Origin of the sequence: Polyangium fumosum (assembly GCF_005144585.1) — a bacterium.
In the GTDB taxonomy this organism is placed as follows: domain Bacteria; phylum Myxococcota_A; class Polyangia; order Polyangiales; family Polyangiaceae; genus Polyangium; species Polyangium fumosum.
Genome location: NZ_SSMQ01000008.1, coordinates 185,137 through 210,416, shown reverse-complemented (window position 1 = coordinate 210,416; position 25,280 = coordinate 185,137). Strand labels below are relative to the sequence as shown.

General features: G+C 66.1%; 19 protein-coding genes and 1 tRNA gene. 17 read left to right on the top strand and 3 right to left on the bottom strand.

The window, feature by feature from the left end:
- Positions 1-94: 94 nt before the first annotated feature.
- The 4 genes from E8A74_RS10620 to E8A74_RS10605 all read left to right on the top strand — a co-directional run bounded on the left by E8A74_RS10620 (position 95) and on the right by E8A74_RS10605 (position 3,975).
- Entirely contained in the window at positions 95-1,138 is a 1,044-nt protein-coding gene (locus E8A74_RS10620; RefSeq protein WP_136928841.1) for a hypothetical protein, read from the top strand.
- A 239-nt stretch (positions 1,139-1,377) separates the two neighbouring features.
- Positions 1,378-2,229, top strand: coding sequence for a hypothetical protein (locus E8A74_RS10615; RefSeq protein ID WP_136928840.1), 852 nt, complete (start codon positions 1,378-1,380; stop codon positions 2,227-2,229).
- A 44-nt stretch (positions 2,230-2,273) separates the two neighbouring features.
- A complete protein-coding gene (locus tag E8A74_RS10610; RefSeq protein ID WP_170229028.1) occupies positions 2,274-3,404 on the top strand; it encodes an RNA polymerase sigma factor in 1,131 nt (376 codons plus the stop codon).
- Positions 3,405-3,570: 166 nt separating this feature from the next.
- A complete protein-coding gene (locus tag E8A74_RS10605) occupies positions 3,571-3,975 on the top strand; it encodes a hypothetical protein (RefSeq protein WP_136928838.1) in 405 nt (134 codons plus the stop codon).
- A gap of 23 nt (positions 3,976-3,998) precedes the next feature.
- On the opposite strand, the gene E8A74_RS10600 is transcribed toward E8A74_RS10605, so the two are convergent.
- Entirely contained in the window at positions 3,999-4,625 is a 627-nt protein-coding gene (locus E8A74_RS10600) for a dioxygenase family protein (RefSeq protein WP_136928837.1), read from the bottom strand.
- Between the two features lie 611 nt (positions 4,626-5,236).
- On the opposite strand from E8A74_RS10600, the gene E8A74_RS10595 reads away from it, so the two are divergent.
- The 10 genes from E8A74_RS10595 to E8A74_RS10550 all read left to right on the top strand — a co-directional run bounded on the left by E8A74_RS10595 (position 5,237) and on the right by E8A74_RS10550 (position 20,756).
- A complete protein-coding gene (locus E8A74_RS10595) occupies positions 5,237-7,543 on the top strand; it encodes a type VI secretion system Vgr family protein (RefSeq protein WP_136928836.1) in 2,307 nt (768 codons plus the stop codon).
- 9 nt (positions 7,544-7,552) lie between these two features.
- Positions 7,553-9,037 carry a tetratricopeptide repeat protein gene (locus E8A74_RS52105; protein ID WP_170229027.1) on the top strand — a complete coding sequence of 495 codons (1,485 nt, stop codon included), beginning with the start codon at positions 7,553-7,555 and terminating at the stop codon, positions 9,035-9,037.
- A complete protein-coding gene (locus E8A74_RS10590) occupies positions 9,015-13,070 on the top strand; it encodes a DUF6531 domain-containing protein (RefSeq protein WP_170229026.1) in 4,056 nt (1,351 codons plus the stop codon). Before E8A74_RS52105 ends, E8A74_RS10590 begins: the two co-directional genes overlap by 23 nt.
- A 19-nt stretch (positions 13,071-13,089) precedes the next feature.
- Positions 13,090-13,731: a hypothetical protein gene (locus tag E8A74_RS10585; RefSeq protein ID WP_136928834.1), complete on the top strand. Its 642-nt coding sequence runs from the start codon at positions 13,090-13,092 to the stop codon at positions 13,729-13,731.
- Between the two features lie 161 nt (positions 13,732-13,892).
- Positions 13,893-15,446, top strand: a complete 1,554-nt coding sequence (locus E8A74_RS10580) for an RHS repeat domain-containing protein (protein WP_136928833.1) — start codon at positions 13,893-13,895, stop codon at positions 15,444-15,446.
- Positions 15,447-15,462: 16 nt separating this feature from the next.
- Positions 15,463-16,227 carry a hypothetical protein gene (locus tag E8A74_RS10575; protein ID WP_136928832.1) on the top strand — a complete coding sequence of 255 codons (765 nt, stop codon included), beginning with the start codon at positions 15,463-15,465 and terminating at the stop codon, positions 16,225-16,227.
- A gap of 144 nt (positions 16,228-16,371) precedes the next feature.
- Positions 16,372-17,757: an RHS repeat domain-containing protein gene (locus E8A74_RS10570; RefSeq protein WP_170229025.1), complete on the top strand. Its 1,386-nt coding sequence runs from the start codon at positions 16,372-16,374 to the stop codon at positions 17,755-17,757.
- 3 nt (positions 17,758-17,760) lie between these two features.
- Complete coding sequence (locus E8A74_RS10565) at positions 17,761-18,288, top strand: hypothetical protein (protein ID WP_136928830.1); 528 nt, start codon at positions 17,761-17,763, stop codon at positions 18,286-18,288.
- A 228-nt stretch (positions 18,289-18,516) separates the two neighbouring features.
- Positions 18,517-19,116 carry an RHS repeat protein gene (locus E8A74_RS10555; protein ID WP_136928829.1) on the top strand — a complete coding sequence of 200 codons (600 nt, stop codon included), beginning with the start codon at positions 18,517-18,519 and terminating at the stop codon, positions 19,114-19,116.
- 890 nt (positions 19,117-20,006) lie between these two features.
- Positions 20,007-20,756, top strand: coding sequence for a hypothetical protein (locus E8A74_RS10550; protein WP_136928828.1), 750 nt, complete (start codon positions 20,007-20,009; stop codon positions 20,754-20,756).
- A gap of 189 nt (positions 20,757-20,945) precedes the next feature.
- Here E8A74_RS10550 and E8A74_RS10545 read toward each other — a convergent pair whose 3' ends face one another.
- Entirely contained in the window at positions 20,946-21,224 is a 279-nt protein-coding gene (locus E8A74_RS10545) for a hypothetical protein (RefSeq protein ID WP_136928827.1), read from the bottom strand.
- A gap of 124 nt (positions 21,225-21,348) precedes the next feature.
- Between E8A74_RS10545 and E8A74_RS10540 the strand changes: the two genes are divergently transcribed.
- The 3 genes from E8A74_RS10540 (at position 21,349) to E8A74_RS10530 (ending at position 24,442) form a co-directional block, all read left to right on the top strand.
- Entirely contained in the window at positions 21,349-23,364 is a 2,016-nt protein-coding gene (locus E8A74_RS10540) for an HTTM domain-containing protein (protein WP_232379481.1), read from the top strand.
- Positions 23,365-23,436: 72 nt separating this feature from the next.
- Positions 23,437-23,512: transfer RNA gene (locus E8A74_RS10535), tRNA-Ala, on the top strand.
- A gap of 294 nt (positions 23,513-23,806) precedes the next feature.
- Positions 23,807-24,442: a DUF4360 domain-containing protein gene (locus tag E8A74_RS10530; protein WP_136928825.1), complete on the top strand. Its 636-nt coding sequence runs from the start codon at positions 23,807-23,809 to the stop codon at positions 24,440-24,442.
- A gap of 70 nt (positions 24,443-24,512) precedes the next feature.
- Here the strand turns inward: E8A74_RS10530 and E8A74_RS10525 are convergent, their stop codons facing one another.
- On the bottom strand, positions 24,513-25,136 hold the full coding sequence (locus E8A74_RS10525) for a histidine phosphatase family protein (RefSeq protein WP_136928824.1): 624 nt from the start codon (positions 25,134-25,136) through the stop codon (positions 24,513-24,515).
- Positions 25,137-25,280 lie beyond the last annotated feature (144 nt).

Here is a 25,280-nt window from a genome sequence, read left to right as displayed (position 1 = left end):
GGCCCCCCCTGGTTCGTCGTGGGCCGAACCCGTGCGCCATCCCCTTGTGTTTCCGGACGTTCCCTGGTAGCATCAAGGTTCGTCCACGGATTCGATGCGCTCCTCCGGTGCAAAGCTGTTCACGGCCTCGGTCGTCGCGCTTGCGACGCCTGCGATGGCCGACGATACGTTGGTGGACCCGCGGCTCGCGTTTCGCCTGGCGTATGTCGTTCCTGCGGACGTTCGATGTCCCACGGAGGCGGCCCTTGCCGAGCTGACGAGCGCCAAGTTCCGCTACGACGTCTTCCCGGAATCGGCGCGTGCGTCCCTCTCCGTCACGGTGCGGCGGGCCGGGGGGCAACTGGAGGCCGTGCTCACCGCGCGAGACGAGCAGGGGACGCTGCAATGGGAGGAGACGGCGACGCCCCGACGGACGTGCAATGACCTCGTCGAGGACGTCGCGCTCATGGTGGCGGCGCGGTTCGTGACCGTGAAGGGGGAGACGCCGGAGGCGTGGACCCTCCTTGCCCCGCCGGCGCCCACCTCTCCGGCCCCAGTGCCTGTGCCAGAGCGGCAGCCGCCTGACTCCCCGCTCGTGCCCACGCCACCTCCTCAGCCCGCTCCTTCGGCCGGTGCAGCCGCCGCAACCTCGTTCCACCCAGAGCTGTCCGCAGCCGCCGTGTTCGGGCCTCTCGACACCCCGAACGTGGCTTTGGGTGGAGCCCTCCAGATCGCGTTGCGTTGGCCGGGGGCTAGCCTCGGCGCCGAGCTGCGCGGTGTGGTCGATTATCGGGGGGAGGTGGCCGAGGTCCCGGTCCGCACGTGGTTTGCAACGGGCGTCGTGCTCCCGTGCCTCGTCATTCACAATCATGGCCGTGCCTGCATTCCGATATCCGCCGGGATCTATCAAATTAGCGTCGGAGCTGCGGCAAAGATGGGCAGTAGCTTCGCCGTGCCATTCGGCGGTGCCGGCCTGCGGGGTTCGTACGATGTCGCGCTCTCCGCGCAAGTGCGACTCCGCGGATACGCAGAGGTACTGATTGCGGTTACCAGGGCCGATCTCGTCTACGTCCCTCCGGGTCAACGAGAGGCGGAGAGGATTTGGGCTATGCCTGCGATGTTATCGTCTATCGGAGTTGGTGCGATATGGGAACCATAGCGGTCTTGCGGTTGGCGTTTGGGTGTACATTCATTGCGCTGTGTTCGGCCTGTTATGTGGGGGCGCTTGAAGTTATTGGAATAGGCGACGCCGGACCGGACGCCGAGGATGCCGGGACGAACGATGGCGGCGTCGAGGACGGCGGCGACGGCGGCGTCGAGGCCAAATCATGCGAGGCACGCGGGGGGCAGTGCGTCCCTTTGCGGCCCATCGGATGGAGCGACCCCATCCTCGTCGCGATGTCGTCGGGTCATCTCCTCAAATGCCCCCCGGAGGCGCCCGTCCACCATTTCACCAAGTACACGGAGCTGATCGCGGGGCCGCTCAACTGCGCCTGTGGCTGCAAGCCGTCCACCGGGACGTGCAAGCTTCCCACGACGATGACCGCGCAAAACGCCGCCTGCGACGCGCCGGAGACCGCGGTCACATCGTTCGATCCTCCGACCGCGTGGGATGGAGCCTGCTCGAACACGAACCCTATCGCCGCCGGCAAACAATGCGACGGGAAGGCGTGCGTCGAGTCTCTCACGATTGGCCCGATGCAAGCCGTGGACGAAGGCTGCGAGGTGGAGGAGGAGCCCATCCTCACGGGAACCTCCGACGTGCCGAGATGGGGGGTCACGGTTCTCGGCTGCGAAGGGTTTCCGGAAGGCGGGGAGGTGGGGTGCGGCTCCGCGGCGAAGTGCACTCCGAATCCCGCGCCCCCTCCCGCGTTCCTCGTCTGCGTGTATCAGGAAGGGGACCTCCCCTGCGAAGGCGAGAGTTATACCGATCGCTTCGTCATTTATAGCGGCTACGACGACAAGCGGACCTGCACGGATTGCACGTGCGCGCCCGAGGTCGACGGCAGCCTGTGCACAGCGACCGCCTCGATCTACGCGGACAGCCTGTGTCAGACGCCGCTGATTTCGGGATACCCGATCTCGTCGCTGGACGAGGTGTGTTTGCCCTTGACGCCACCCGGACCGGCGCTCGGGAGCAAAACCCTGTCGGACGTCAAGTACCACCCGGGCACGTGTCAGCCGAGCGGCGGTGAGCCCACCGGCGAGGTGGAGCGCCTCCGCCCCTCGACGATTTGCTGCCGCCCGTAGGATTTTGGTGTCCCTCTCGGGGGCTCGACCCAATCCCCGAAGATGTGACCCAGGAACGAACCTCGAACACGTCGACCCGTGACCAACTCGCGCAATTCGCGCGCCGCGTACCGATCTGGCTGGCCCGTCTCGCGCCCCCTTGGGGGCCAATCGCCGACGAGCACATCCCAGACCTCACGCAGGAGGTGCTGCTCGCGGCCGTCGCAGGGTTGTCGCGGTACGATCCGGCCAAAGGCTCGCTGGGCGTCTGGCTCTACGTGATCACGAGGCGGATGGCGCGTGATCATCGCCAGCGCGAGGGCTATCGGAGCGATTTCACCGACGATGCAGACGTGACCCTCCTGCCGGTGGGCACGAGAAACCCCGAGGAGGCCATGGCGACAGCGCAGCATGAGCGGCTCGTTCATGAGACCATCGGGGAAATGGACGAGGATCTCCGCGAGGTGCTGACGGCCGTGGAGCTCGCGGAGCTGAGCTACGAGGAGACGGCGCAGCTCATCGGGGACTCGAAACGAACGGTCAAGGATCGGCTGGAACGGGCGCGGCAGGACTTTTCCCGGCGGATCAAGAGGAAGATGCGCGACCGCGGGCTCGTGGTCCTGCCCTTCGTGGTGGACGGGCTGTTCGCGTTCATTCGCGCCCGCACGGAGCAGGTGCCGGAGGACCAGCTCGCGCAGCTCCGCGCCATCGTCGAGCAAAGCCCTGCGTCGGGGGCCCGGCCCGCGGTTCCGGATGCTGTGCCGAATGCCGACGCGGCCACGTCTGCCGCTTCGCACGTCGGCACGTTCGTCGGCGGAAACTTCACGGGCGGGATCGTGGGTGGCGTCCTCGTTTATCTCCTCATGCAGATGCAGATCATGCCGGCCCCGATGCCGGTGGCCGTACGGGCCTACATGGACGAGCGCGTCCCGCACGTCCCTGCCGTGGACGCGACGTCGACGCAGGCAAGCACGCCGCCAGCAGCGCCACCGCAGAAACTCCTTGCGGGGCATTCACCGGCGGATCCCCTGCTCGAGGCGCGTGCCTTGCTGGATCGGGCCCGAGGCGCCTTGGAGCGTGGGGATCTGGCGGATGCCCGCGTGGCGCTTGCTCGCTACGATGGTCGTTTCCCTGCGAACCCTTTCCCCAAGGTGAGGGCAGCGCTCCTCGGGAAGATCGTGAAAGCCGCGCGCTGAGTGAACTTTTTGGTGTCCCTTCGCCGCGGCCGAACCAATCCCCCTAAGTAGGTCCGTCACGACGACGGCCGAAGGAAACGTCCCCGCAAAGGGGGCGAACGAGGCCGCACGCCCTCGGCGCGTGGTCTCCATCGTCCTCTTTGACGTTCGTTCAGGAGATAAAGCCATGCCCAGAAAGCCCAGCAAGAGAATGAGCCCCGCCGCTCCCGAGTCGTCCGAACCCGAGAAGCTGTCCACGGAGTTTGCGCTCGCCAGCGACGGCAAGCTTTATTTCCAGTTCGAGGACGGGCTGCCTCCGGGGCGTCCGTTGTTCGTTGGGTACGCATTGCATGCGGAAGAAGTCGTGAGGTTCAGCGCGGCGGACTTGCTCGCGTGGGCGATGCTCCACAAGCTCGCGCTCGGGAGTGATGGCTGCATTTATGTGGAGGAAGGGGCCATCGATGCGGAAGGCCGGGACGTGTTCCGCGGCTTTGCGGCGACGGCGGAGGAAGCAACACGCGCGGCGGAGGTATTGCATCGCGCTGCGTTCAACATCACGGTGGAGGTGTTCCCGCGGAAGCGCGCGGCATAGTCCGGCGCGCAGCTCCGCCGCCGCTAGGCGGGGTGCCGCTCGAGCAGGATGTCGCGCACCGCCAGCAGCCGCCCGTCGGCCTCGCGGTCCAGCCTGACAATCCCGTCGCCCCCGCGATTCTCCATCCGCCGGCGATAGGCAGCATCGACCAGCGCATCGTCGTCGAAAACGATGTCGTCGATCCAGTAGGGCCGCCGCCCGGGCTCGAGCACGGTCAGATGGACATGCGCGGGCAGGCTTCGGTCGGGATAGGGCGCGGGCTTGATCGTCTCGAAGCGGTAGCGCCCATCGGCTCCGGTCTTCGCCCAGCCGCGCAGCCGGCCGTGGCGGCGGCTCCACTCGGTCTCGGGCGTGCCGTTGGCATAAAAGCCCGCCGAATTGGTGTGATAGGCGTAGATCGTCACGCCGGCCGCAGGCCTGCCGTCGAGCGCGATCACCGTTCCTGCCAGCACCAGCGGTTCGCCCGGCTCACCCGGCGGCGCGATCCGCGCGCTCGAAGCGGTCGGCTGCCGCTCGAACACGCCCTCGCAGCCCTCGCACTGGTAGAGATCGGCGCGCGCCGCCGATGGCCGCGACTTGCCGTCCGCCGACCGGCACGCGCCGAGCGCCACCACGCCGCCCATTCCCAAGATCAGTTGCCGACGGTCCATCGCGCTCTCCTTCGCGAGCGCGCAGCCTATCCATCCTCCGGCGTCTCGGCCATCGGTGCCGACACTTCGCCGCCGCGCGCCAGAAGCCTCGCCGCGGTTCGAGGGGCAACGGTCGCTCGCACGAAGGACAACGAGGCTCGCGCGAAGGACAACGAGGGCGAGTTCGCTCCCCTGCTTGAGAGCATTCGCGTCGACAAGGTGACGTCGGCCAGGCTCGGCGATACGGGGCAGAAGCTCGGGGGGAAGGTTTTAGGGTTTGCTTGCCGCTCGGGAACGGGGCGGAGCCCTCCTCTCTGTTCCGAGGGAGGCAGAACAGGAGAACGGGAACCGGAAATCGACGCGAAGGCGTTCGAGGGTCTCAGGATGAACATGCTTTGTGAGGCATCCTTTGTTACACGGTGCCCCGCCAAGCGGTTCGACGTCGGAACCTCGACACCAGGTGCCGTGCGTCACGGCCTGTCTCTTGCGTCGCCCTCGTGTAGGACCGTTAATGTCCGAAGTGCGGGCTGGCCTCGTACTTCTATCCTTGACCGTCAGCATGTTGGTCGGACAACCTGCCGCCTATCCAGGCTCTCCGACCTTTCGGGGAGCCGTATGTAGGGGTCAGGGCAATGAATATCCTCCTTTCGATCGAGGGGGCCGGTGAGCTATTGCGTGGCGTTCGGCTCACTGGCTCCGAGGGCGTGTCCGAGCTTTTTCGGTTCGAGGTTGATGTCGTTCGCGGCTTTTCGATGCAGGGCATCGTCGGAAAGTTGATTGGCAATTCGGGGGTCGACGTGCTTCCGTTCAATCCGGTAGGCATCGCGCAGACGGTCCAGGCGGCCATGGCCGATCATGCCGGCCAGAGCGCTACGCTCACGTTCGACACGGGCGAGAGCACGCGGACGGTTCGCGGCATGATCGCGGAGTTCGTGCAGCTCGACGACGGGAAGACGGGGACCGCGTACCGGGCCGTGCTCGTCCCCGAGGTCGCGCGATTGTTCCATCGCAGGGACAATCGCATCTTCCAGGAGAAGTCCGCGCCGGAGATCATCGCCGCGGTGCTCGATTCCGCTGGGATTCGTGGCGGCCGCTATCGCTTTGCGCTGGGGAAGGAGCGGCCGCGGCGCGATTATTGTATTCAGTATCGGGAGACCGATTGGGCCTTCGTCTCGCGGCTCCTCGAAGAGGAGGGCATCCATTACTTTTTTGACGAGGACAGCGTCCTCGTGATGGCTGACGGCCCCACGGCACACGCGCCAATCTCCGGCGGAACGCTTGCCTTCCGTGCACCGCTCGGCGCCATGGCGCATGGGGAGCATGTGTCCAGGTTCGCGTGGGCGGAGCGCGTTTGCTCCGGGAAAGTTACGCTGCGGGATTACGAGTTCAGGAAGCCCGCTCTTTCGCTCGAAACCGTGAAGAAGGCCGATGATGATGACGCGGACCTGGAGGTCTACGACTACCCGGGGCGTTACGAAACGCCGGAGCGCGGCGCGGAACTCGCGACCATGCAGATCGAGGAGCTGCGGACCCGCGCGCGGAGCGGGGCCGCGGAGAGCGATTCTTGCCGCATCGTTCCCGGCAAGACGTTCCTCCTCATGGACCACCCCGACGATCGCATGAGTGGGGCGTATCTGGTCATGCGGGTCGAGCATCAGGGCACCGCGCCGATTCCGGATGCCACCCTTACCGATGGCGAGTCCTCCTACGAGAACCGCTTCGAGGTCGTGGGCGCGGACGTGAGGGTTCGTCCGTCGCGCGCGACACCACGGCCCGTGATCTCGGGGCCGCAGACGGCGATCGTCGTGGGCCCCGGAAAGGAGGAGCTGCATACGGATGCCTATGGCCGTGTGAAGGTGCAGTTCCATTGGGATCGGCAGGGGAAGAAGGATGAGCGCAGTTCGTGCTGGCTCCGCGTCATGCAATCCTCGGCTGGCGCGGGCTGGGGCGCGCAGTTCTTGCCGCGCGTGGGGCACGAGGTCGTCGTGGCGTTCCTGGAGGGGGATCCCGATCGGCCCTTCGTCATCGGGAGCCTGTATCATGCGGCGAACGTGCCGCCCTATGCGCTGCCGCAGCAAAAGACGCGGAGCGGGATCCGCACGAAGACGCTCGGCGGAAATGGACATAACGAGATTCGCTTCGATGACGCGACCGGCGCGGAGGAGCTTTATGTACACGCGCAGCGCGATTACAACGAGGTCGTAGAGCACGACCGTGCCACGGTGGTCCACGGCAAGCGGACGCAAACCGTGGATGGTGACGATGCCGAGCACGTGCGTGGAAATCACGCCCTCACGGTGGATGGCAGCCAGCACGTGCACGTTCGCGGCAATCATCGGACGATCATCGACGGCGATGAGCCGAAGCCCGGGAACGTCCGCGGGGGCGCCGTCACCGTGCGAGGAAATTACGCGCTCGACACGTCGGATACGGTGCGCATCCAGGCTCCCACGTCGATCCGGCTGGAATGTGGCGGGAGCTTCGTGCTGATCGAGCCTGGCAAGATCACGATCACAGCGGGCGGCGGCGCGACGCTCGTGCTCGATCCAAATGCGCTTCTGCAATCGGTCGCGGGCTCCCGTATCTTCCTCGATGGCAACGCGCTCACCAAAGCGACGGGCGGCGCGGAAGTGCTGCTCGATGCAAATGCCTGCACGAAATCGGCTGCGGGCAGCCAGGTCCTGCTCGATGGCAATGCTTGCATGTCGTCGACCGGCGGCAGCACCATCCTTCTCGATGGAAACGCAACCGTGAGCAGTCCTGCCGAGGCAACGATGTGCGGCAGCACCGCGACCGTCTCGGGCAGCGCGGCGGCGATCCTCTCCGGACCGGGCGGCGTCGTCGCAGCGGACGGCGGCGGGGTCGCGTCATCCGGGGGCAAGGTAGACGTGAGCGGCGGCGCGTTCAACGTGGCCGCGGGCATTGCCAGCGTGAATTGAGGGGGCGCCATGTTCAAGAGCATCACCGATCCCCTCGTCCGCGTGGCCGAGGCAATCCAGACGTTCATCGCCGAGCCAGAGCTGCGGATGATACATGTCACGACGTCGGATCCCCTCCGGATCTCGGCGCTCGAACACATCGCCGCGGCGGAGCATCACCAGGAAAACCTTTGCCCGTTCGTCTTCCTCGAAGCACCGACCGAGACGACGGATGATGGTTGGGAAATTCGCAGCGAGGAGCTGCGGGCCGACATGGAAGAGATCGCGGAGCTGCACGAGAAGGCCGGCGAAGGCGTCACGGTCCGCGCTATGCCGGGCGAAGCGCGCGCGCCGTCCGCGTTGGGGCGCTTCGGATTGGAGCTGCGCGCGGCCCTCGGCTGTCTCGGCGCCCCGCTTGCGGGGCTCGTGGTCGTGCTCTCGCCCGTTTGGGTGCTCAATGCGAAGCAGTGGATGGAGGACGTCGCCGCGCTCGTCGAGCGCCCGGACCTCGCGCGCGTTCGGTGGGTTATCGTCGACTTGGACGAACCCATTTGCGCACCGATCGCTGAGAAGCTCAGCAAGGCAGCGCTCGTCGTGGATGCGCGGCTCGACACGGGCAAGGTGCAGCGCGACGTCGAGGCCATGTTTTCGGCTGCGGCATCGGCTCCCCCCGGGGCCGATGGGATGCGGATCGCGGGCATGGCTGGCCCGGATGAGGCTCCGCCTCCGCACAAGGTCCGGACTCCGCCGCTTACACCGCAGCAAGCCCGGGTGATTGCGGAGGCTCGGGAGAAGGTCCGCGCCGAGGCCATCGAGAAAGGAACTCCCGAGGCGCTTCTGCGGCCCGAACCCATGCGCGAGCTTCGCGGGTTCGTCATGGGTGCGGCGGGGGCGATGATCAAGGGGGAGGCGTCGCGGGCGGTGGCCTTCATGCGCGAGGCGAAGGCGCTCTGCCGCACGGCGGGGCTCGGGAAACTCGCCGTGATGATGGGGCTCGTCATGGGCGGCTTTGCAATGCAGGCGCATGCGCCGGATACCGCGGCGGCCATCTTTCGCGAGGCTCGCATAGAGGCCGACGCGGCGGAGCTGCCGGCGCTCTCCGCGCAGGCGCAGCTCGCCGTCGGCTCCGGCCTGCTCGCGGCGGGAAAGGCCGGAGAGGCGGCGCTCGCGTTCGCGGAGGCCGGGCAGCTCGCCGCGGCACAGGGTGAGCGGATGTTCGCGATCGAGGCGTATCGTATGGCCGGGCAGGTGCTCGTTTCGCAGCGCGATTTCGAGCACGCGGCGGGGGCATTCTGGCGGGCGGTGCAGATTGCGAGCGATGGCGAGCCGGAGGAGTGGCGCCTGTCGAGTGGGCCAGAAGCGGCGCGAGCGCTCGGCCGAATCTTCCGCGAGCACGGGAGCGGGGACCGAGCGGAATGGCTGGAGCGCGTGGCGGTCGAGATGGAGACGATGGGCGAGAGTGAGGCGGATACGCCGTCGATGGAGACGAACGATGCTTGTCGCGACGCAATTTGATCCCGTCCTTGGGCTCGATTTTCACATGGTCGGCGTGCCTGCGCCGCCGGCCCCCGCTCCGGTCCCGACGCTCGTGCCGATGCCGTACGTCGGCATGGTGTTTGATCCGGTCGGGGTCGCGGTCTCGGCGGCGATCGGAATGGCCGCGGGGGCGGGGCCGGGGCTCGTGTTCGTCAATGGCATGCCGGTAGCGAATACGGGCACGCTCGGGACCAACTTGCTCACGATGCCCCACGTGTCCGCGCCGGGCGTGACGTTCTTGCCGCCCACGGGGCCCGGGAATGACGCGGAGCTGATGTTCGGATCGCTCGGCGTCACGTTTGGCGGGAGCCTCGCCGTGCGCCTCGGGGATCTCGCGCTTTCGTGCAGCGATCCCGTGCGGATGCCGACGAGCGTCGTGCTTGCCGTGCCAAAGGGCGCGCCGGTGCTCGTGAATCGGCCGATGGTGCCGGACATGAAGGCGATTGCGTTTGCAGTCGGGATCAAGGCCACGCTCCGTGCGCTCGGGGCCGTGGTTCGTGCAGGTGGAAAGCTGTTTCGGAAGCTGCGGGCCGCGCAGCGGCGCAGCGGGAAATGGGGGCGGATCAGCCAGGGGCTGCGTCGGGCCGTCGATCACATCGCGCCTCGACGTTATCGGGACCGTATTCACACGGCGATCTGCTTCGCCACGGGGCACCCCGTGGATGTCGCGACGGGGCGCATGTTCACGGAGAAGCGTGACCTGGAGCTGCCGGGGCCGTTGCCGCTCGTGATCGAGCGAATCTACGCTTCGTCGCGGTCGTGGCGGGATGGGCCGCTCGGTTACGGGTGGTCGCATAGCCTGGATCAAGCGGTATGGTGCGAGCGGGGCAAGGTCGTCTATCTGGCGGAGGATGGGCGCGAAATCGAGTTTCTTCTCGGCCATCTCCCCGATCGCATGATCCGGCCGGGTCAGAGCGTGTACGAGCCGACGAACCGGCTGACGCTCAAAGCGCGTCGCGGGCATCGGTTCGAGATCGAGACGCGCGACGGGCTCGTGCTGCACTTCGCGCGGGTGAAGGGCGCGGCGGAGCCCACGCGCGCCCGGCTCCAACGGATCGGGACGAAGGATGGCATCTCGATTGAGTGCGAGTACGACGAACGGGGCAGGCTTTCGCGCGTGACAGATAGCGGAGGCCGGAAGCTCCGGCTGGGGTACGACGGAAACAACCGGCTTCGCGAGATCAAGGTGCCGCATCCGCGCGAAGGCTGGATGCGTCACGTAAAGTATGAGTTCGACGAACGAGGCCACCTGGCGCGCGTGGTCGATGCGCTCGGGAACGCGGAGACGTACACGTACAAGGGGCATCTGCTGGTGAAGGAGACCGATCGCACGGGGCTCTCGTTCTATTTCCAGTATGACGGGCTGAACGAATACGCGAAGTGCGTACGGACCTGGGGTGACGGGGGCATTTACGACCACGTGATCCGGTACGACGAACGCAACCGCAAGACGTTCGTGGACGACAGCCTTTCGAACCTGCGCGTCTTCCAGCGGGACGAGCTGGGGAACGTCGTGGAAGTGACGAACCAGCAGGGGAAGGTGACGCGATATCGCTACGATCCAGAGAGTGGGCAGGAGTCAGGCGAGGTGGATCCGCTCGGGCGGGAGATACGGCGCGAGTTCGATGCGCGCGGGAACTGCGCGGCAATCGTGCGTCCCGATGGGGCGACGGAGCGCATGGAGTACGATCGGGATCGCCTGGTTCGGTACGTGAACCCATGCGGCGCGGAGTGGCGCTGGCGATACGATGGCGCCGGGCGCTTGCGGGCGGCGATCAATCCGCTCGTCGAGGAGACGCGATACCGCTGGAAGCGGGGGCTGCTTCGCGAGGTCGTGGATCCGATGGGTGGACGGGTCGCCATCGAGTATGACGACGCGAAAAACGTGCGGAGCATCCGCTACCCCAACGGGGGCGAGGAGAAGCTCGTCCACGACATCCTCGGCCGTGTGGTCGAGCATCATGACGCGCGCGGAGGGGTGACGAGGTACAGGCACGACGCGCTCCGGCTGGTCGAGGTCGAGGAGCCCGACGGGAACCACCGGCGGCTCAAGTACGATCCCGAGGGGAACCCGATCGAGGCGAAGGATCACGCGCGCCACGTGCGGTTCGGCTACACGGGGTTCCATCACCTCGCGCTGCGCGAAGAAGCGGGAGAGGCGGTTCGTCTGCGGTACGATACCGAGGGGCAACGGATGTCGATCGAGAACGAGGCCGGCGAGATCCATACGCTCACGCGCGACGCGTGCGGTCGTGTGATCCAGGAGATCGGCTTCGACGGGAGCTGTCAGCGCTACGTGTACGACGCGGGCGGCGTGCTCGTGAAGAGCATGCAGGCGAGTGGGCGCGCGGTCGTGTTCGAGCGTGATGTGCTCGGGCGCGTGACGTGCGTTCGTTACCCCGACGGCACGGCGGAGCGGTTCGCGTACCGCGCGGATGGGGCACTCATCGAGGCTGAGAACGACGCCGCACGCGTGACGTTCGAGCGTGACGCGCTCGGGCGGGTCGTGCGCGAACTGCAAGGGCCGCATGTCGTCGAGAAGCGCTACGACGCGCGGGGCCTCGTCGCCGAGGTGTCGTCGTCGCTCGGGTTCGATGGGGCGTTCATGCGTGACGCCGTCGGTGAGTTCGACGCGATCTCGATCGGCACGGGCGTCGATCGGTGGCGTACGTCGATCACGCGTGACGCGGCGGGCCTCGAAGCCGAACGGCGGCTGCCTGGTGGGATCGCGGTGCGCACGCGACGCGACCGGATCGGGCGCGTCGCCGAGACGTCGATGCTCGACGGCGGCGAGGAGCTGCGGCGCGTCGCGTACACGTGGGAGCCGGGCTCGCTCTTGAAAGAGCGCGACGACTCGCGACGCGGGCTCACGCGGTACTTTCATGACAGGCGCGCCAGGCTCACGGCAGCGACGGAGCCCGAGGGGCGCGTGCGCTGGCGGCGCCCCACGGCGACGGGGAACATCCAGCAGGCCATGGAGGGGGAGCCCCAGACGTACAAGAAGGGCGGCGCGCTCGTCGCGGCGGATGGCGTCACGTACGAGTATGACCGCGACGGGAACCGGACCGCGAAGGTGTGGCCCGACGGGAGGCGGGAGAAGTACGCGTGGAACGCCGCGGGGCGGCTCGTCGCGGTGACGAAGCCGGATGGCTCGGTCGTGAAGTTCCATTACGACGCACTCGGGCGCCGGGTGAAGAAGACCTCGGATTCGGAGGAGCGGACGTGGATCTGGGACGGGGACGTCCCGCTGCACGAGCTCTCCACGAGGGAAGGGCCGATCGCGTGGGTGTTCGAGCCGGGGACGTTTACGCTGGCGGCGAAGGTGCAGGGGTTGCGGCGGTGGGCGATCGTCACGGATCAGGTGGGCGCGCCGTGTGCGGTGTTCGATGAGTGGGGCGGGGTCGCGTGGCAGGGGGAGGTTGACGTCTATGGGAAGGCGGCGGCCGAGGGGGAGAAGACCGCGGTTCCGTGGCGGTTTCCGGGGCAGTATGAGGATGTCGAGACGGGGCTCTACTACAATCGGTTCAGGTATTACGACCCGGAGATGGGGGCGTATATCAGTAAGGATCCGATTGGGCTGCTGGGTGGATTGAGCCCTTACTCATACGTGCAGGATCCATGGGCACAGAGCGACCCGCTTGGCCTCTCATGCAGAATCAAGAAGGGAAAGCCTGAGAACTTCAAAGCCCATTACATCGATCACAAGCACCTACTGGAACGTGCACTCGGCATGAAGTTTCCGAAGTACAGCAAGTCGCCTGACGGCAAGGAGTTCCTGGAAGCGCTCGACAACGCCATTCAGGACGGAACTCTGAGGCACCGCGGACTCGGAACTCTGAACAAGACGGCGCCCCCGACGCATTTCTATGAGGGCAAGGGCCTGGTAGCGATATTCCACACGGAAGGCACATGGCTGAGCTTGATGGACGCCGGGACAGGTCGCGCTACACAGGGCACGCTTCGATTCGTCACTCCGCAGCAACTGATGCTTCCCGGCTTTACACCGTGGTGAATTCCGCGAGACGAGACTCATGAACCATTCAGCCATCAACCAGCTACTCGCAGCACTGGCCGAGAATCCGGTCACCGAAATATACATCGGCGGAACTCTGGAGATGGGCCTCGGCATCCCGACGGCGTTTGCGCCGCCGAACCCAGACTGGCGGCAACTCGCCCTCAGAAGGCGCTGCGTGTTCATCGAAGTTGGTGGCATCAGCCTCTTCTCGGTGGATGTTGTCGTTCATCCATGGGAAATTGATCTATCAAAGGTCGATCGGATCGAGCCAAGGTTCGATCTCGAGGATGATCAATTCGGGTTCATTGGCACCCTCGACATGGTCCTCCAGGTTGGTGAACCCCCGTGTCATGTCGACGGACTCGAATTCTTCACCTTCTCTGACGATGCGGGACAACTGCGCTTGGCGTCGATTGGACTCGTTTGCTCGACGGACTACGTGTTCATTCAAGGTTGGCGCATCAACGGGTTACGGGTCGGCTGTTCCGTAGCAAGGGACGCATGGATGGCGGAGGCTGGCGAGCGCATCACTTCGAGCATCATGCGGGTCCAGCGCGCGAAGCCGCAACTGACCCCGTCACCGCCATCCGGAGCCGAGACAGAGGAAGGAGGTTTTCCCCAAGGTTCCCATCTGGACGTCGAGAAGAAATCTAAGTAATGGGCGCGTTCCGACAACATCTTGGTTGGAACGCGACCAATTGCAGCACCACGCACTCACTCGTAGAGACTCCGCGTGATGAGCATCGAAGAGGCGTTCTCCCCAGGGACTCCACATCTCACGAGTGAAGTCGTGCGGCGGATCCGCTACCCGGTACGTCTATGAGGAGCATGCGGCCGCGCGGGCGTATCATCTTGTTCGAGCGGGACGCGCTCGGGCGCGTGGTGCGCGAGCTGCAAGGGTCGCACGTCGTCGAGCGGCGCTACGACGCGCGGGGCTTGGTGGCCGAGGTGTCGTCCTCGCTCGGCTTTGATGGCGCGTTCCTGCGTGATGACATGGGCGAGCTCGATGCGATCTCGCTCGGCACGGGCGTCGATCGGTGGCGTACGTCGATCACGCGTGACGTGGCGGGCCTCGAAGCCGAGCGGCGGTTGCCCGGCGGGATCGCGGTGCGCACGCGACGGGATCGGATCGGGCGCGTCGCGGAGACGTCGATGCTCGATGGCACCGACGAGCTGCGGCGTGTCGCGTACACGTGGGAGCCGGGCTCGCTGTTGAAGGAGCGCGACGATTCGCGGCGCGGTCTCACGCGGTACTTTCACGACCAGCGTGCGCGGCTGACAGCGGCGGCGGAGCCGAGTGGGCGCGTGCGTTGGCGGCGGCCCACGGCGACGGGGAACATCCAGCCCGCGATCGAGGGCGAGCCGCGGACGTACAAGAAGGGCGGCGCGCTCATCGCGGCGGATGGCGTGAAGTTCGAGTACGACCGCGACGGGAACCGGGCAGCGAAGGTGTGGCCGGACGGGCGGCGCGAGAAGTACACGTGGAATGCATCGGGGCGGCTCGTGGGCATTACGAAGCCGGATGGAAAGGTGGTCCGGTTCGAGTACGACGCGCTCGGGCGCCGGGTGAAGAAGATATCGGACGCGGAGGAGCGCGTGTGGGTATGGGATGGGGATGTCCCGCTGCACGAGCTTTCCACGAGCGAGGGGCCGATCGCGTGGGTGTTCGAGCCGGGGACGTTTACGCTGGCGGCGAAGGTGCAGGGGTTGCGGCGGTGGGCGATCGTCACGGATCAGGTGGGCGCGCCGTGTGCGGTGTTCGATGAGTGGGGCGGGGTCGCGTGGCAGGGGGAGGTTGACGTCTATGGGAAGGCGGCGGCCGAGGGGGAGAAGACCGCGGTTCCGTGGCGGTTTCCGGGGCAGTATGAGGATGTCGAGACGGGGCTCTACTACAATCGGTTCAGGTATTACGACCCGGAGATGGGGGCGTATGTCTCGAAGGATCCGATTGGGTTGCTTGGGGGTCTGGGCGCCTATGTGTACGTCGAGGATCCGCTTGCTTGGCTGGATCCGCTCGGCCTGTATCCAATTGACAAGATCACACGCCAAACGCGTGCTCTCTCCGAACAGGAAATCTACGATCACTTCTGGGACCGGCACGCAAGTGAGCTACTCGGACGCCGGGCAATGAAAGGGCACGACCTGGATCGTGTCCGCGCGATCGTCGACCATCTTCGGCAGAGCAATCAGACATTCTACCACCAACTTGGAAGAAGCCCAGTGATCGGCCACTTCGCCACATTCCAAGGCAGAAAAGCTGCGGTCTTTTTCTTCCGAGACGGAGACTATGTGGGACAAGTGGCATCCGCGTTCTTCCTCAAGAAGCACCAGATAGCAAACATCGTACGCAAGATGAGCAGGTGTGGGCCCTGAGGTTGGAGACCTATCGATGAACGAAGAAGCTGTTCTCAGCATGTGGTGCCCGGACTGGATCGACGCATCGGGCGTCGGCGCAGTGAGTTCGTGGCTGGAGACCGTGGACGTGCCGTGGCGCCGCACCAATGCCCTCGGTGTCGACGACGACGAATTCGACGCTGTGTTCGATGTTGTAACCGGTACCGGTCAGGCGCGACCAATGGATCTCGCGGCTGCGCGTGAGGGTATGTTTCCCGTGCAGATCGAGCTAGCTCGATTCCGGCATGGTCGCACAGGTACACTTGAGCAGAGAATTGTCGAGTATGCGCCAAGCGCCCTGCCATGCGAGCTAGGGTTGCACTCGGTTGACATCCGAAGGACGGTGCCTACTGCCGCATTCGCGAAAACGAACAGACACCGACCACACACGGCGATTCAGGAGTTGCTCGACGAACTCAGGTCCATCCGTACAAAATTTCCACTCTCGTGGGCCTTCTGTTTTGGATTCGGGCGCGGCCCATCTGTCGCAGAGATATGTCAGCAGGCTCCTCCTCGTGCGGTGATCGGCATGGCATACTTGCGCAAGACTGAACCCACCCCCGATATGGCATGGGCACAGTCACCAGGCGTCAAACTTCAAGATGTTGGAGCTGGATGGGAGATCGCGCTCACGTCGCCATTCGGCGGCCATGAACCACCACTCACACGCGCAGAGACCGATGGACTGGTACGCGCACTTAGAACCGTCGCTATGAGGGAAGCTCCCTGGGAGATTATCGGCAAGTACTGCCGATCATGAGCCATGGCCTGGGGCCTTCGAGCTAGCAATCGCGTGCCCCACCGGAAACACGGCCTCGGCCGCGCGCGGGGCGGAGTCACGAGGTACAGGTACGACGCGCTCCGGCTGATCGACGATCGATGGCGAGCGTCGATCACGCGTGACGTGGCGGGCCTCGAAGCCGAGCGGCGGTTGCCCGGCGGGATCGCGGTGCGCACGCGACGGGATCGGATCGGGCGCGTCGCGGAGACGTCGATGCTCGATGGCACCGACGAGCTGCGGCGTGTCGCGTACACGTGGGAGCCGGGCTCGCTGTTGAAGGAGCGCGACGATTCGCGGCGCGGTCTCACGCGGTACTTCCACGACCAGCGTGCGCGGCTGACAGCGGCGGCGGAGCCGAGTGGGCGCGTGCGTTGGCGGCGGCCCACGGCGACGGGGGACATCCAGCCCGCGATCGAGGGCGAGCCGCGGACGTACAAGAAGGGCGGCGCGCTCGTCGCGGCGGATGGCGTGAAGTTCGAGTACGACCGCGACGGGAACCGGGCAGCGAAGGTGTGGCCGGACGGGCGACGCGAGAAGTACACGTGGAATGCAGCGGGGCGGCTCGTGGGCATCACGAAGCCGGATGGAAAGGTGGTCCGGTTCGAGTACGACGCGCTCGGGCGCCGGGTGAAGAAGATATCGGACGCGGAGGAGCGCGTGTGGGTATGGGATGGGGATGTCCCGCTGCATGAGCTTTCCACGAAGGAAGGGCCCATCGCGTGGGTGTTCGAGCCGGGGACGTTCACGCTGGCGGCGAAGGTGCAGGGGCTCAGGCGGTGGGCGATCGTCGCGGATCAGGTCGGGGCGCCGTGTGCGGTGTTCGATGAATGGGGCGGGGTCGCGTGGCAGGGGGAGGTCGACGTCTATGGGAAGGCGGCGGCCGAGGTGGAGAAGACGGCGCTGCCGTGGCGGTTTCCGGGGCAGTATGAGGATGGCGAGACGGGGCTTTTCTACAATCGGTTCAGGTATCACGACCCGGAGATGGGGGCGTATGTCTCGAAGGATCCGATTGGGTTGCTCGGGGGGTTGCGGGCGTATGGGTATGTCGCGGACCCGTTGACGTGGAGCGATGCGCTGGGGCTTTCGGGGTGCACACGGGTCTATAGAGGTACCAACTTCGGAGAAGAGCTGTACATTCACGAACAAACTGGTCTATTGATGAGCGATGCGGCTCGGGATGCTTACCGCTTTGCATCGGACGCAGGAGCTACCACGGACCAGGCCATCGCTGCTGCATTGCGCGCTTCCAAGGCGGCACATGCACAAAACGTCGCACACTGGGGATCATTGGACAATTACGTGCAGGCACACGGGCTATGGGGCATTGACCTCGGGAAGATGACGCCGCGACGGTCAATGATATCGCTGACAACGGACCCAGACGTTGCTGGAAGATTTGGAAGCCGCAGTTTTTCCGGATCGGTCCCGACGAAGTTGCTTATTCCACAGTCGATCGACGGTGCAACCGAAGCTGAGGTGCTCATACTCCACATGATCGCGTTGAGGTGAACCATGAAGATGAGGTTAATCGGACCCGAGGGACTCGATCCATTTGTGTATTGCAGCCATGGCACACCAGTCCCATCCGAGGGCGATGTTGTGATGGGTTACGAGATACGCTACGGAGCCCAGGAATACATCAGGAGGAAGCTCAACCATCTCCTAAACATCAGGTTGATCCTGGTCCCGTGGGGGCGTAATAGCACGGTCGCCCTCATCTACTTGCTTCACTGGGAGACCGAGGCGGAGACGATTGGGCTCGACGAAAAGGTATTCTCGGATCGATACACAGACAGCGACTTCGAGGGGTCGGTTCGGACGGTGTATTCGAATACCATCTGCTTTTCCTGCAAGAGGCAATGGCATACGCTTATTATGCCCCCCGGGGATTACTACCCTGGTAGAGGTTCCGACATGTTCTACGAGAAGGTAGCGAAGCGAGAAATCCTTCGTTGTCCGGGTTGCGGTTCCAGTCTGCGCCAGCTCGTCGTAAAGATCATCGAAGAGGCATTCCCCGAGGCTGCATCAGGCCACCCTTGAACCTTCGATTTCGTACCGCGGATCCGCTACCCGAACGGGGGCGAGGAGAAGCTCGTCCACGACGTTCTGGGCCGTGTCATCGAGCATCGGGACGCGCGGGGCGGAGTCACGAGGTACAGGTACGACGCGCTCCGGCTGATCGAGGTCGAGGAGCCCGACGGGAATCATCTGCGGATCAAGTACGATCCGGAGGGAAACCCCATCGAGGCGAAGGACCATGCACGCCACGTGCGGTTTGGCTATACGGGGTTCCATCACCTCGCGCTGCGTGAGGAGGCAGGCGAGACGGTTCGTCTGCGGTATGATACCGAAGGGCAACGGATGGCGATCGAGAACGAGGCTGGCGAGATCCATACCCTCACGCGCGACGCGTGCGGGCGCGTGAGCGCGGAGATCGGCTTCGACGGGAGCTGTCAGCGCTACGTGTACGACGCGGGCGGGGGGCTCGTGAAGTACATGCAGGCGAGCGGGCGCGCGGTCACGTTCGAGCGTGATGCGCTGGGGCGGGTGACGTGTGTTCGTTATCCCGACGGCACGAAGGAGCGGTTCGCTTATCGCGCGGATGGTGCGCTCGTCGAGGCCGAGAACGACGCCGCGTGTGTGAAGTTCGAGCGGGACGCGCTCGGGCGCGTGGTGCGCGAGGTGCAAGGGCCGCACGTCGTCGAGCGACGTTATGATGCGCGGGGCCTGGTGGCGGAGGTGTCGTCGTCGCTCGGTTTTGATGGCGCGTTTCTGCGGGACGCGATGGGTGAGCTCGATGCGATCTCGCTCGGCACGGGGATCGATCGATGGTCGTCGTCCGTGCCCTCCGCCCCCCCCAGACGATGAGGAAGATACCTCACGACGACTGCCGCATTTTTATTCTTGACATGCCCGGCACAGACCGCGTCGTCGCGGGCGCGGCGTGAACAACACGCCCGATAAAGAAGAATGGAAACTCACGCGGCTCACGGCGGGGACCGCCCTCGGGGCAGAGGCCCATCCGTCGAGCGCAGTGAAGAACTGCGAGGGGGCCGCGTCGGGGGGCAGGGGCACGATTTCCGCAATAGCCGCGGGCGTCGGCGCGGCGGAGACAGGGCCCGAGGTCGGGATGGTGCCCAGAATCAGCGTGGGAATCGAAGAGGCTGCGGGCATCGCGTGCTTCCACCGCGGAACAGCGAGCGCAGCGGCCGAAACCGTCGGGACGGGCTCACGCGGCACGGGCTCCCGCACGATGCCCGACCTGGCCGCGGAGCTTCGCCACGGCCGCGCCGCCAAGGGAAGCCGCCGCGCGACGATCGGGCGCGTGGCCACGGGGCGCAGCTCCGCGACGGGGAGCCCCGGGTCAGGCCACTCAGAACCGTTCCGAGGTCGGGTCCGAGCGCCACGCGAAACTCGAAGGTGACCTCGGAGGTCGGATCGAGGTGTCGCGCGGCGCGCGAAGGTCGCCTCCGAGGTCGAAGCGCAGCCCGTCGCGGCGCTCGAAGCCAACCTCCCAGGTCGACTCGGACGGCAACGAGCGCTCGAAGGTGACCCCGGAGGTTCCCTTCGAGCTCCGCGCCGAGCCCTGAACCCACGTCCGAGGTCACCTTCGACCTCCGCGCGGCGTTCGAAGCCAACCTCCGAGGTTCCTCCCGTATCCATCCCACCCCTGCCATCCCACCCTTGCCAACCGTTCCGTGCATGTCGTACATTCCCACACCATGACAGCTTCCGTCCGTGACCTACAAATCGGGGAGATGATCAGTGTCTCTGCGCACTGGCTTGATCCCCAACACAAACCCACCCTCCTCGCCATTCCGGAGATCGCGCCGCTCATCGGGCGCATCGAGGCCGTGCACGTGAATCTCGTCGCGGCGCGGGACGGCGACACCTCGGCGTCCGCGCTCCGCGCCCTCGGTGAGGAGGCCGAGGACCTCGACGCTCGGCACGACCACCTCTCGCGCGCGCTTTTTTATTCCATGCTCGCGGCCCAGCATTACGAGCTTGGGAAGCCCGTGCCCAATGAAGCGGCCGCGGAGGCCATCGAGAGCGGACGGGATGCGCTGTTCCCCCAGCGTCTCAACATCGTCTCTGCCTCGTACCAGGCGGAAGCTGGCAATGCCGCGCAGATCGCGAAGCTCGCCGAGGGCGAGCTCGCCCCCCTGCTCGAGGTCATTCACGTCGACAAGGGGACGTCGGCCAAGGACCTCGCATTGCAGCTCGGTGAGACGGGGCAAAAGCTCGGGGCCGTCGAGAACCAGAAGCCGCAGGCCGCCGCCGAGGCGCAGAAAGTCGCCATTGCCCCGGCCGAGGTCCGAAAGCGCATGCGGGCGTGGGCCACGGTCGCCGAGACGCTCCTCGCGAACCTGGAGCAATCGACCGCGCCCGCTGCGGTGGTGGACGCCGTCCGCGCCCCCTTGCTCGCGGCGGCGGAGAAGGCGACCGCGCGGAGGCGCGCGAAGCGGGCCGCAAAGGCAAAGCAAGGGGCCGGGACGCCGGAGGATTGATAGGCCGGGGAGCGGGGACCGGCCCAAAGCGGGGATGATTGTTATCGTGACTGCCTCGACGAGCTACGCGTCGCTGGGCCGAGGGAGTCCCGACAGCCCGGCCACGGAAGGAGCGCCGCATCGCCGGAAGGGACGAGCGTCACGCCGAAGCGACGCGAGCTTGTCAAGAACCAACCGAGAGCGCTCCGCCTACACCCCGCCCGTCCGGGCGCTCTCCGCGGGCGCCTCGGGTGCGGCCGGCGGCGAAACCGCTTCGGTTCGAGATTTCCACAGATGATGGATCACGCAGATCGCGCAAAGCGTCCAGGCGATCTGCGTGGCTCGATGGTCCAGCAGCCGGTCGAGGAGGACCTGCCGCGCGTAGTCCCATACCCGCGGCCCGCGGGGCGTCTCGCCGGGGATCAGGCATAACACCCCTGCGATGAACGTGCACCAGGCCAGGGTCTTCCGTTCCGTAGCGTCTAGCATGCGATAGCCCCGCGCTGGATACCCACGCGCGCGCCGAGCCTAACGCAAACGGCCATGTCCGGGAAGGGGAGGGGAAGGGAAGAGGTGCGGCGGCTCGAAATTCGCGCTAATGGGGGAGCGCCCCATGAGCTCCGCCACCGGCCAGCCGCCCATCGACGCAAGCACGGCCTCCGAGGCCCTCGACGAAGCGCCGGAAGAGCCTTCCGAAGCCGCACCCGCGAAGCCGACCGGGCTCGGGTGGCTCGCGTGGCACCTCCAGGGCTACTGGACGATCCTCCGCGACGTCTACCTCACCATCGACCGGCGGACCCTCGGCTTCGCCCGGATCATGCTCGGCTTCCTCCTCGTCACGGACCTCGTCCGGCGCACGCCGGACTGGCTCCACATGTACTCCGACAAGGGGGTCTTGCCGACGCACCTGAACCTCTTCCGCCCGCAGGCCTGGGGCGCGTTCACCCTCTTCAATGCCTTCTCCACCGCCCCCGAGTTATGGGCCCTCTGGGCGGTCCTCCTCGTCACGTTCACCTGCGTCCTCGTCGGCTACAAGACGCGTATCGCCCACGTGCTCGCCGCGATCTTCGTGGCCAGCATGAATGGCCGCATCCTCCTCATCGAGAATGGCGGATACGTCGTTTTCAACCTCCTCGTGATGTGGACCGCGTTCCTCCCGATGGGGGACCGCTTCTCCGTCGACGCCCTGCTCGACTCGATGCGCCGTCGCAAAGAGGCGAACGCGGACGAGCTCAACGACCGCACGGACGTCATCGATCCGCGGCGCCTCGCGCCCCACGTCTCGCTCGTGGCCGGCGTGATCCTCCTCCAGATCATCGCCATTTATTACTTCAACGTCATTCACAAGACCGGGGCGGCCTGGAAAAACGGCACCGCCGTCCATTACGTGCTCTGGGTCGACCGCATGGTCACCCCGATCGTGGCGGCCGTGCGGGGCCTCGTCCCGCCGGCGCTCATCATCGTCGGCACGAAGTTCGTCTTGATGGCCGAGGCCACGATCCCGATCTGCCTCGCCTCGCCGCTCGGCCGCACCTGGGCCCGAAGGCTCGCCGTCGCGCTCATGTGCATCCTCCACATCGGCTTCGGCGCGACCTTCGTCCTCGGCCCCTTCGCCTGGGCCATGTGCGTCTTCTCCACGCTGCTCTTCACCTCCGACGACTGGGACCTCGCCGCCCGCACGATGCGCCGCGGCCACCGCGCGCGTGTCGTCCTCTTCGACGCCTCGTCCGGCGCCTCGCTCTGGCTCTGCCGCGTGCTCAAGCGCCTCGACCTCTACGAGCTGCTCACGTTCCGCGCCGAGGAGGGTCTCACGCGGGGCGTCGCCGTCGAGCACCCCAAGGACCCCGCGCGCCTCGAACGGAGCGCCGCGCTCGCCGACATCATCGCCGCGTTGCCGCTCGGTCCTGCGATCGCCTGGCTCCTTCGCGTGCCTGGCCTCTCGCACCTCGTCGACGCGATCTGGAACGCCGTCACGGCGCGCGACGTGTCGCGGATCTTCGGCCTGCGTGTCCCGCGCGCGCCGGGGGCGGTGAGCGTCGCGGAGCCCTCGCCGCTTCGCCGGAAGGCGGGGCGTTTCGTCGTGACGCTGCGCGAGCTCGCGGTCGTCGCGATGCTCGCGGGCGCGGTGAACCAGGCGATGGTCGAGCTCTGGGTCATCAACCGCCGCGTGAAGGTCCCGCATCCCGAGCCGTTGCGCGTGCTCGCGCAGAAGATGCGGTACTTGCAGGGCTGGTTCATGTTCTCGCCGAACCCCGTGATGGACGACGGCACGATCGTGGTCGACGCGAAGACCATCGACGGCCGCTCGATCGACCCGTTCACCGGCAAGCCGCCGGAGTTCGACCTCACGAAGGCGCAGAGCCTCCGGTACAACCAGATCTGGAGCGACTACTTCAACCGCATGCACCTGCCGGCGAACTCGGCGTACCGGGACGCGATGCGGGACTTCATCTACCGCTACCCGGAGCGCACGGGGCGCCCCGAGGACACGATCGTCTCGGGCGAGGTGTACTGGGTGCAGGACATGAACCCGCCCTTCGGCAAGACCGCGTCGTACAAGCTGGAGAAGAACAAGCTGTTCTCCTTCGAAAACCCCGCCGCCCGCGCCCAACCGAGGCCGGGGGGTTGACCGAGCGGCCGAAACGTAAACTTTCGTCTTGACTCGTGAAGCTCTATCAGTAGAGTCCCGCGAGTCGCTGACGGGCCTGTAGCTCAGTTGGGAGAGCGCTAGAATCGCACTCTAGAGGTCGCAGGTTCGATCCCTGTCAGGTCCACCAAGAACCCGCAGCGAAAGAAACGCCGTGTTCCAATCTGGAACACGGCGTTTTTCGTTTTCCATTCCCCCTCGCTTCCCCAGGAGAGGGCCGGGGGGAGGCCGGCGCCTTCGAAAACGCGGGAAAGGAAGCGCGCCGTGAGCGCCGTCCGAGGCTTGCGGCTGCCTGCTCGCCTCCATAGGTTCGGAAGCGGACGGCACGGCGGGGGGCGGTCTGGGCGGACCCCTGCGCTCTCGTCGTGCCCATGCACCGCCGCGGGTCGTCACCCGCGAGCGATCGAACAAGGGGGGTATCAGAATGAAGAAGCTGCTCGTTGCGCTCGTCGCGGCCGGTTCGGCAGTCCTCGGCGTCTCTTCGCAGGCCGATGCACAGCCCTACGACCTCGTCGACGCACCCGAGGGCGTCCAGATCCGCGGGCTCGTGTACAACGGGACGGGTTGCCCGCAGGCCTCGGTCGCCGGCACCCTTTCCGAGGATCGAAAGGCCCTGGAGCTCATCTTCGGGGCGTTCACCGCCGAGGCGAGCCAGGTCGGGCTGCCGAGCGAGGCGCGCAAGTTCTGTCAGATCACCGTCGATCTGGCGTTCCCGCAAGGCTACAGCTTCTCGCTCGTCTCGGGCGACTACCGCGGCTACGCCGACCTCGAGCCGGCCGTCGTCGGGACGCAGACGTCGAGTTACTACTTCACCGGCGGCTTTGGTTACACCTTCCGCACGAAGCTCGTCGGGCCCTTCTCGGAGAACTACTTCCGCCGCGACAACCTCGCGCTCGAGGCCGCGGTGTGGTCGCCGTGCGGCGCGACCCGTCCGCTCAACATCAACACGCAGGCGGCGGTCTCGACGCTCGCGAACCGCACGGGCAGCGGTCTCATGACCCTCGACACGCTCAGCCTCGTCGTGCGTCAGACGTACGGTCTCGCGTGGCGCAAGTGCTGACGCGCGTCTCGTGAACGAGCCACGGCCATGGGCCTCCGGACGAGCGTTCGTCCGGGGGCCCATTTCGTTTTCAGGTCAAACCGTCGAGGTGGCTGCGGTCGTTGATGCAGACGATGCGCACGGTGTCGTCGTGGCGCTCGACGCGCTGGACCGAGCAGTTGTCCACGCGGAAGACGACGGGCGGCGGCGCTTCGACCGGCACGCCGAGCAGGTGATAGAGGAGCTGGTTGATCGCGACGCCGTGGCTCACGAGCACGATCCGACCCTCGGCGCCGCGGGCGAAGAGGCCCTCGACGAAGCCCGCGATCCGGGCTCGGCAGTCGGCGTTCGACTCGCCGCCGGGCGGGCGGAAGAGCGGGTCGCGCGTGAGCAGCGCCCGCCACACGTCGGGGTGGCGCGCTTCGATGTCGGCGAAGGAGGTGCCCGTCAGATCGCCAAAATTTCTCTCGCGCAGGGCCGGGTCTGCGACGAGCTCTAGGCCTGTCTTCTCGACGATGGGCGCTGCTGTCTCCAGGGCGCGCGGCAGGTCACTGGCGTAGATCGCCGAGACCGACTTCTCGGCGATGCGCCGCGCGACAGCGTCAGCTTCACGACGCCCGCGCTCGGTGAGCGGGGAGGGTCCGTGCCCCGTGAAGACACGATCTCGGTTTCCCTCGGACTGGCCGTGGCGAACGATGATGAGTTCGATGTGCATGGTAGGAGAACGTTGCCCTGTGGCGCGCGGCGAGCATAACGCCTCCGCGCGGGGTGAGGACAACGAGCCGCACAGGATCGATGCCTACAGGCATCGATATGAATCTTTCTTCATCGGGCAAGAGCGCGCGGTTCTTGGGGATGA

What these genes read in the sequence shown, in the direction of transcription:
- E8A74_RS10620 (WP_136928841.1), top strand. Translation starts at nt 95, where the DNA reads ATGCGCTCCTCCGGTGCAAAGCTGTTCACGGCCTCGGTCGTCGCGCTT.
- E8A74_RS10615 (WP_136928840.1), top strand. Translation starts at nt 1,378, where the DNA reads ATGTCGTCGGGTCATCTCCTCAAATGCCCCCCGGAGGCGCCCGTCCAC.
- E8A74_RS10605 (WP_136928838.1), top strand. Translation starts at nt 3,571, where the DNA reads ATGCCCAGAAAGCCCAGCAAGAGAATGAGCCCCGCCGCTCCCGAGTCG.
- E8A74_RS10600 (WP_136928837.1), bottom strand. Translation starts at nt 4,625, where the DNA reads ATGGACCGTCGGCAACTGATCTTGGGAATGGGCGGCGTGGTGGCGCTC.
- E8A74_RS10595 (WP_136928836.1), top strand. Translation starts at nt 5,237, where the DNA reads ATGAATATCCTCCTTTCGATCGAGGGGGCCGGTGAGCTATTGCGTGGC.
- E8A74_RS52105 (WP_170229027.1), top strand. Translation starts at nt 7,553, where the DNA reads ATGTTCAAGAGCATCACCGATCCCCTCGTCCGCGTGGCCGAGGCAATC.
- E8A74_RS10590 (WP_170229026.1), top strand. Translation starts at nt 9,015, where the DNA reads ATGCTTGTCGCGACGCAATTTGATCCCGTCCTTGGGCTCGATTTTCAC.
- E8A74_RS10585 (WP_136928834.1), top strand. Translation starts at nt 13,090, where the DNA reads ATGAACCATTCAGCCATCAACCAGCTACTCGCAGCACTGGCCGAGAAT.
- E8A74_RS10580 (WP_136928833.1), top strand. Translation starts at nt 13,893, where the DNA reads ATGAGGAGCATGCGGCCGCGCGGGCGTATCATCTTGTTCGAGCGGGAC.
- E8A74_RS10575 (WP_136928832.1), top strand. Translation starts at nt 15,463, where the DNA reads ATGAACGAAGAAGCTGTTCTCAGCATGTGGTGCCCGGACTGGATCGAC.
- E8A74_RS10565 (WP_136928830.1), top strand. Translation starts at nt 17,761, where the DNA reads ATGAAGATGAGGTTAATCGGACCCGAGGGACTCGATCCATTTGTGTAT.
- E8A74_RS10550 (WP_136928828.1), top strand. Translation starts at nt 20,007, where the DNA reads ATGATCAGTGTCTCTGCGCACTGGCTTGATCCCCAACACAAACCCACC.
- E8A74_RS10545 (WP_136928827.1), bottom strand. Translation starts at nt 21,224, where the DNA reads ATGCTAGACGCTACGGAACGGAAGACCCTGGCCTGGTGCACGTTCATC.
- E8A74_RS10540 (WP_232379481.1), top strand. Translation starts at nt 21,349, where the DNA reads ATGAGCTCCGCCACCGGCCAGCCGCCCATCGACGCAAGCACGGCCTCC.
- E8A74_RS10530 (WP_136928825.1), top strand. Translation starts at nt 23,807, where the DNA reads ATGAAGAAGCTGCTCGTTGCGCTCGTCGCGGCCGGTTCGGCAGTCCTC.
- E8A74_RS10525 (WP_136928824.1), bottom strand. Translation starts at nt 25,136, where the DNA reads ATGCACATCGAACTCATCATCGTTCGCCACGGCCAGTCCGAGGGAAAC.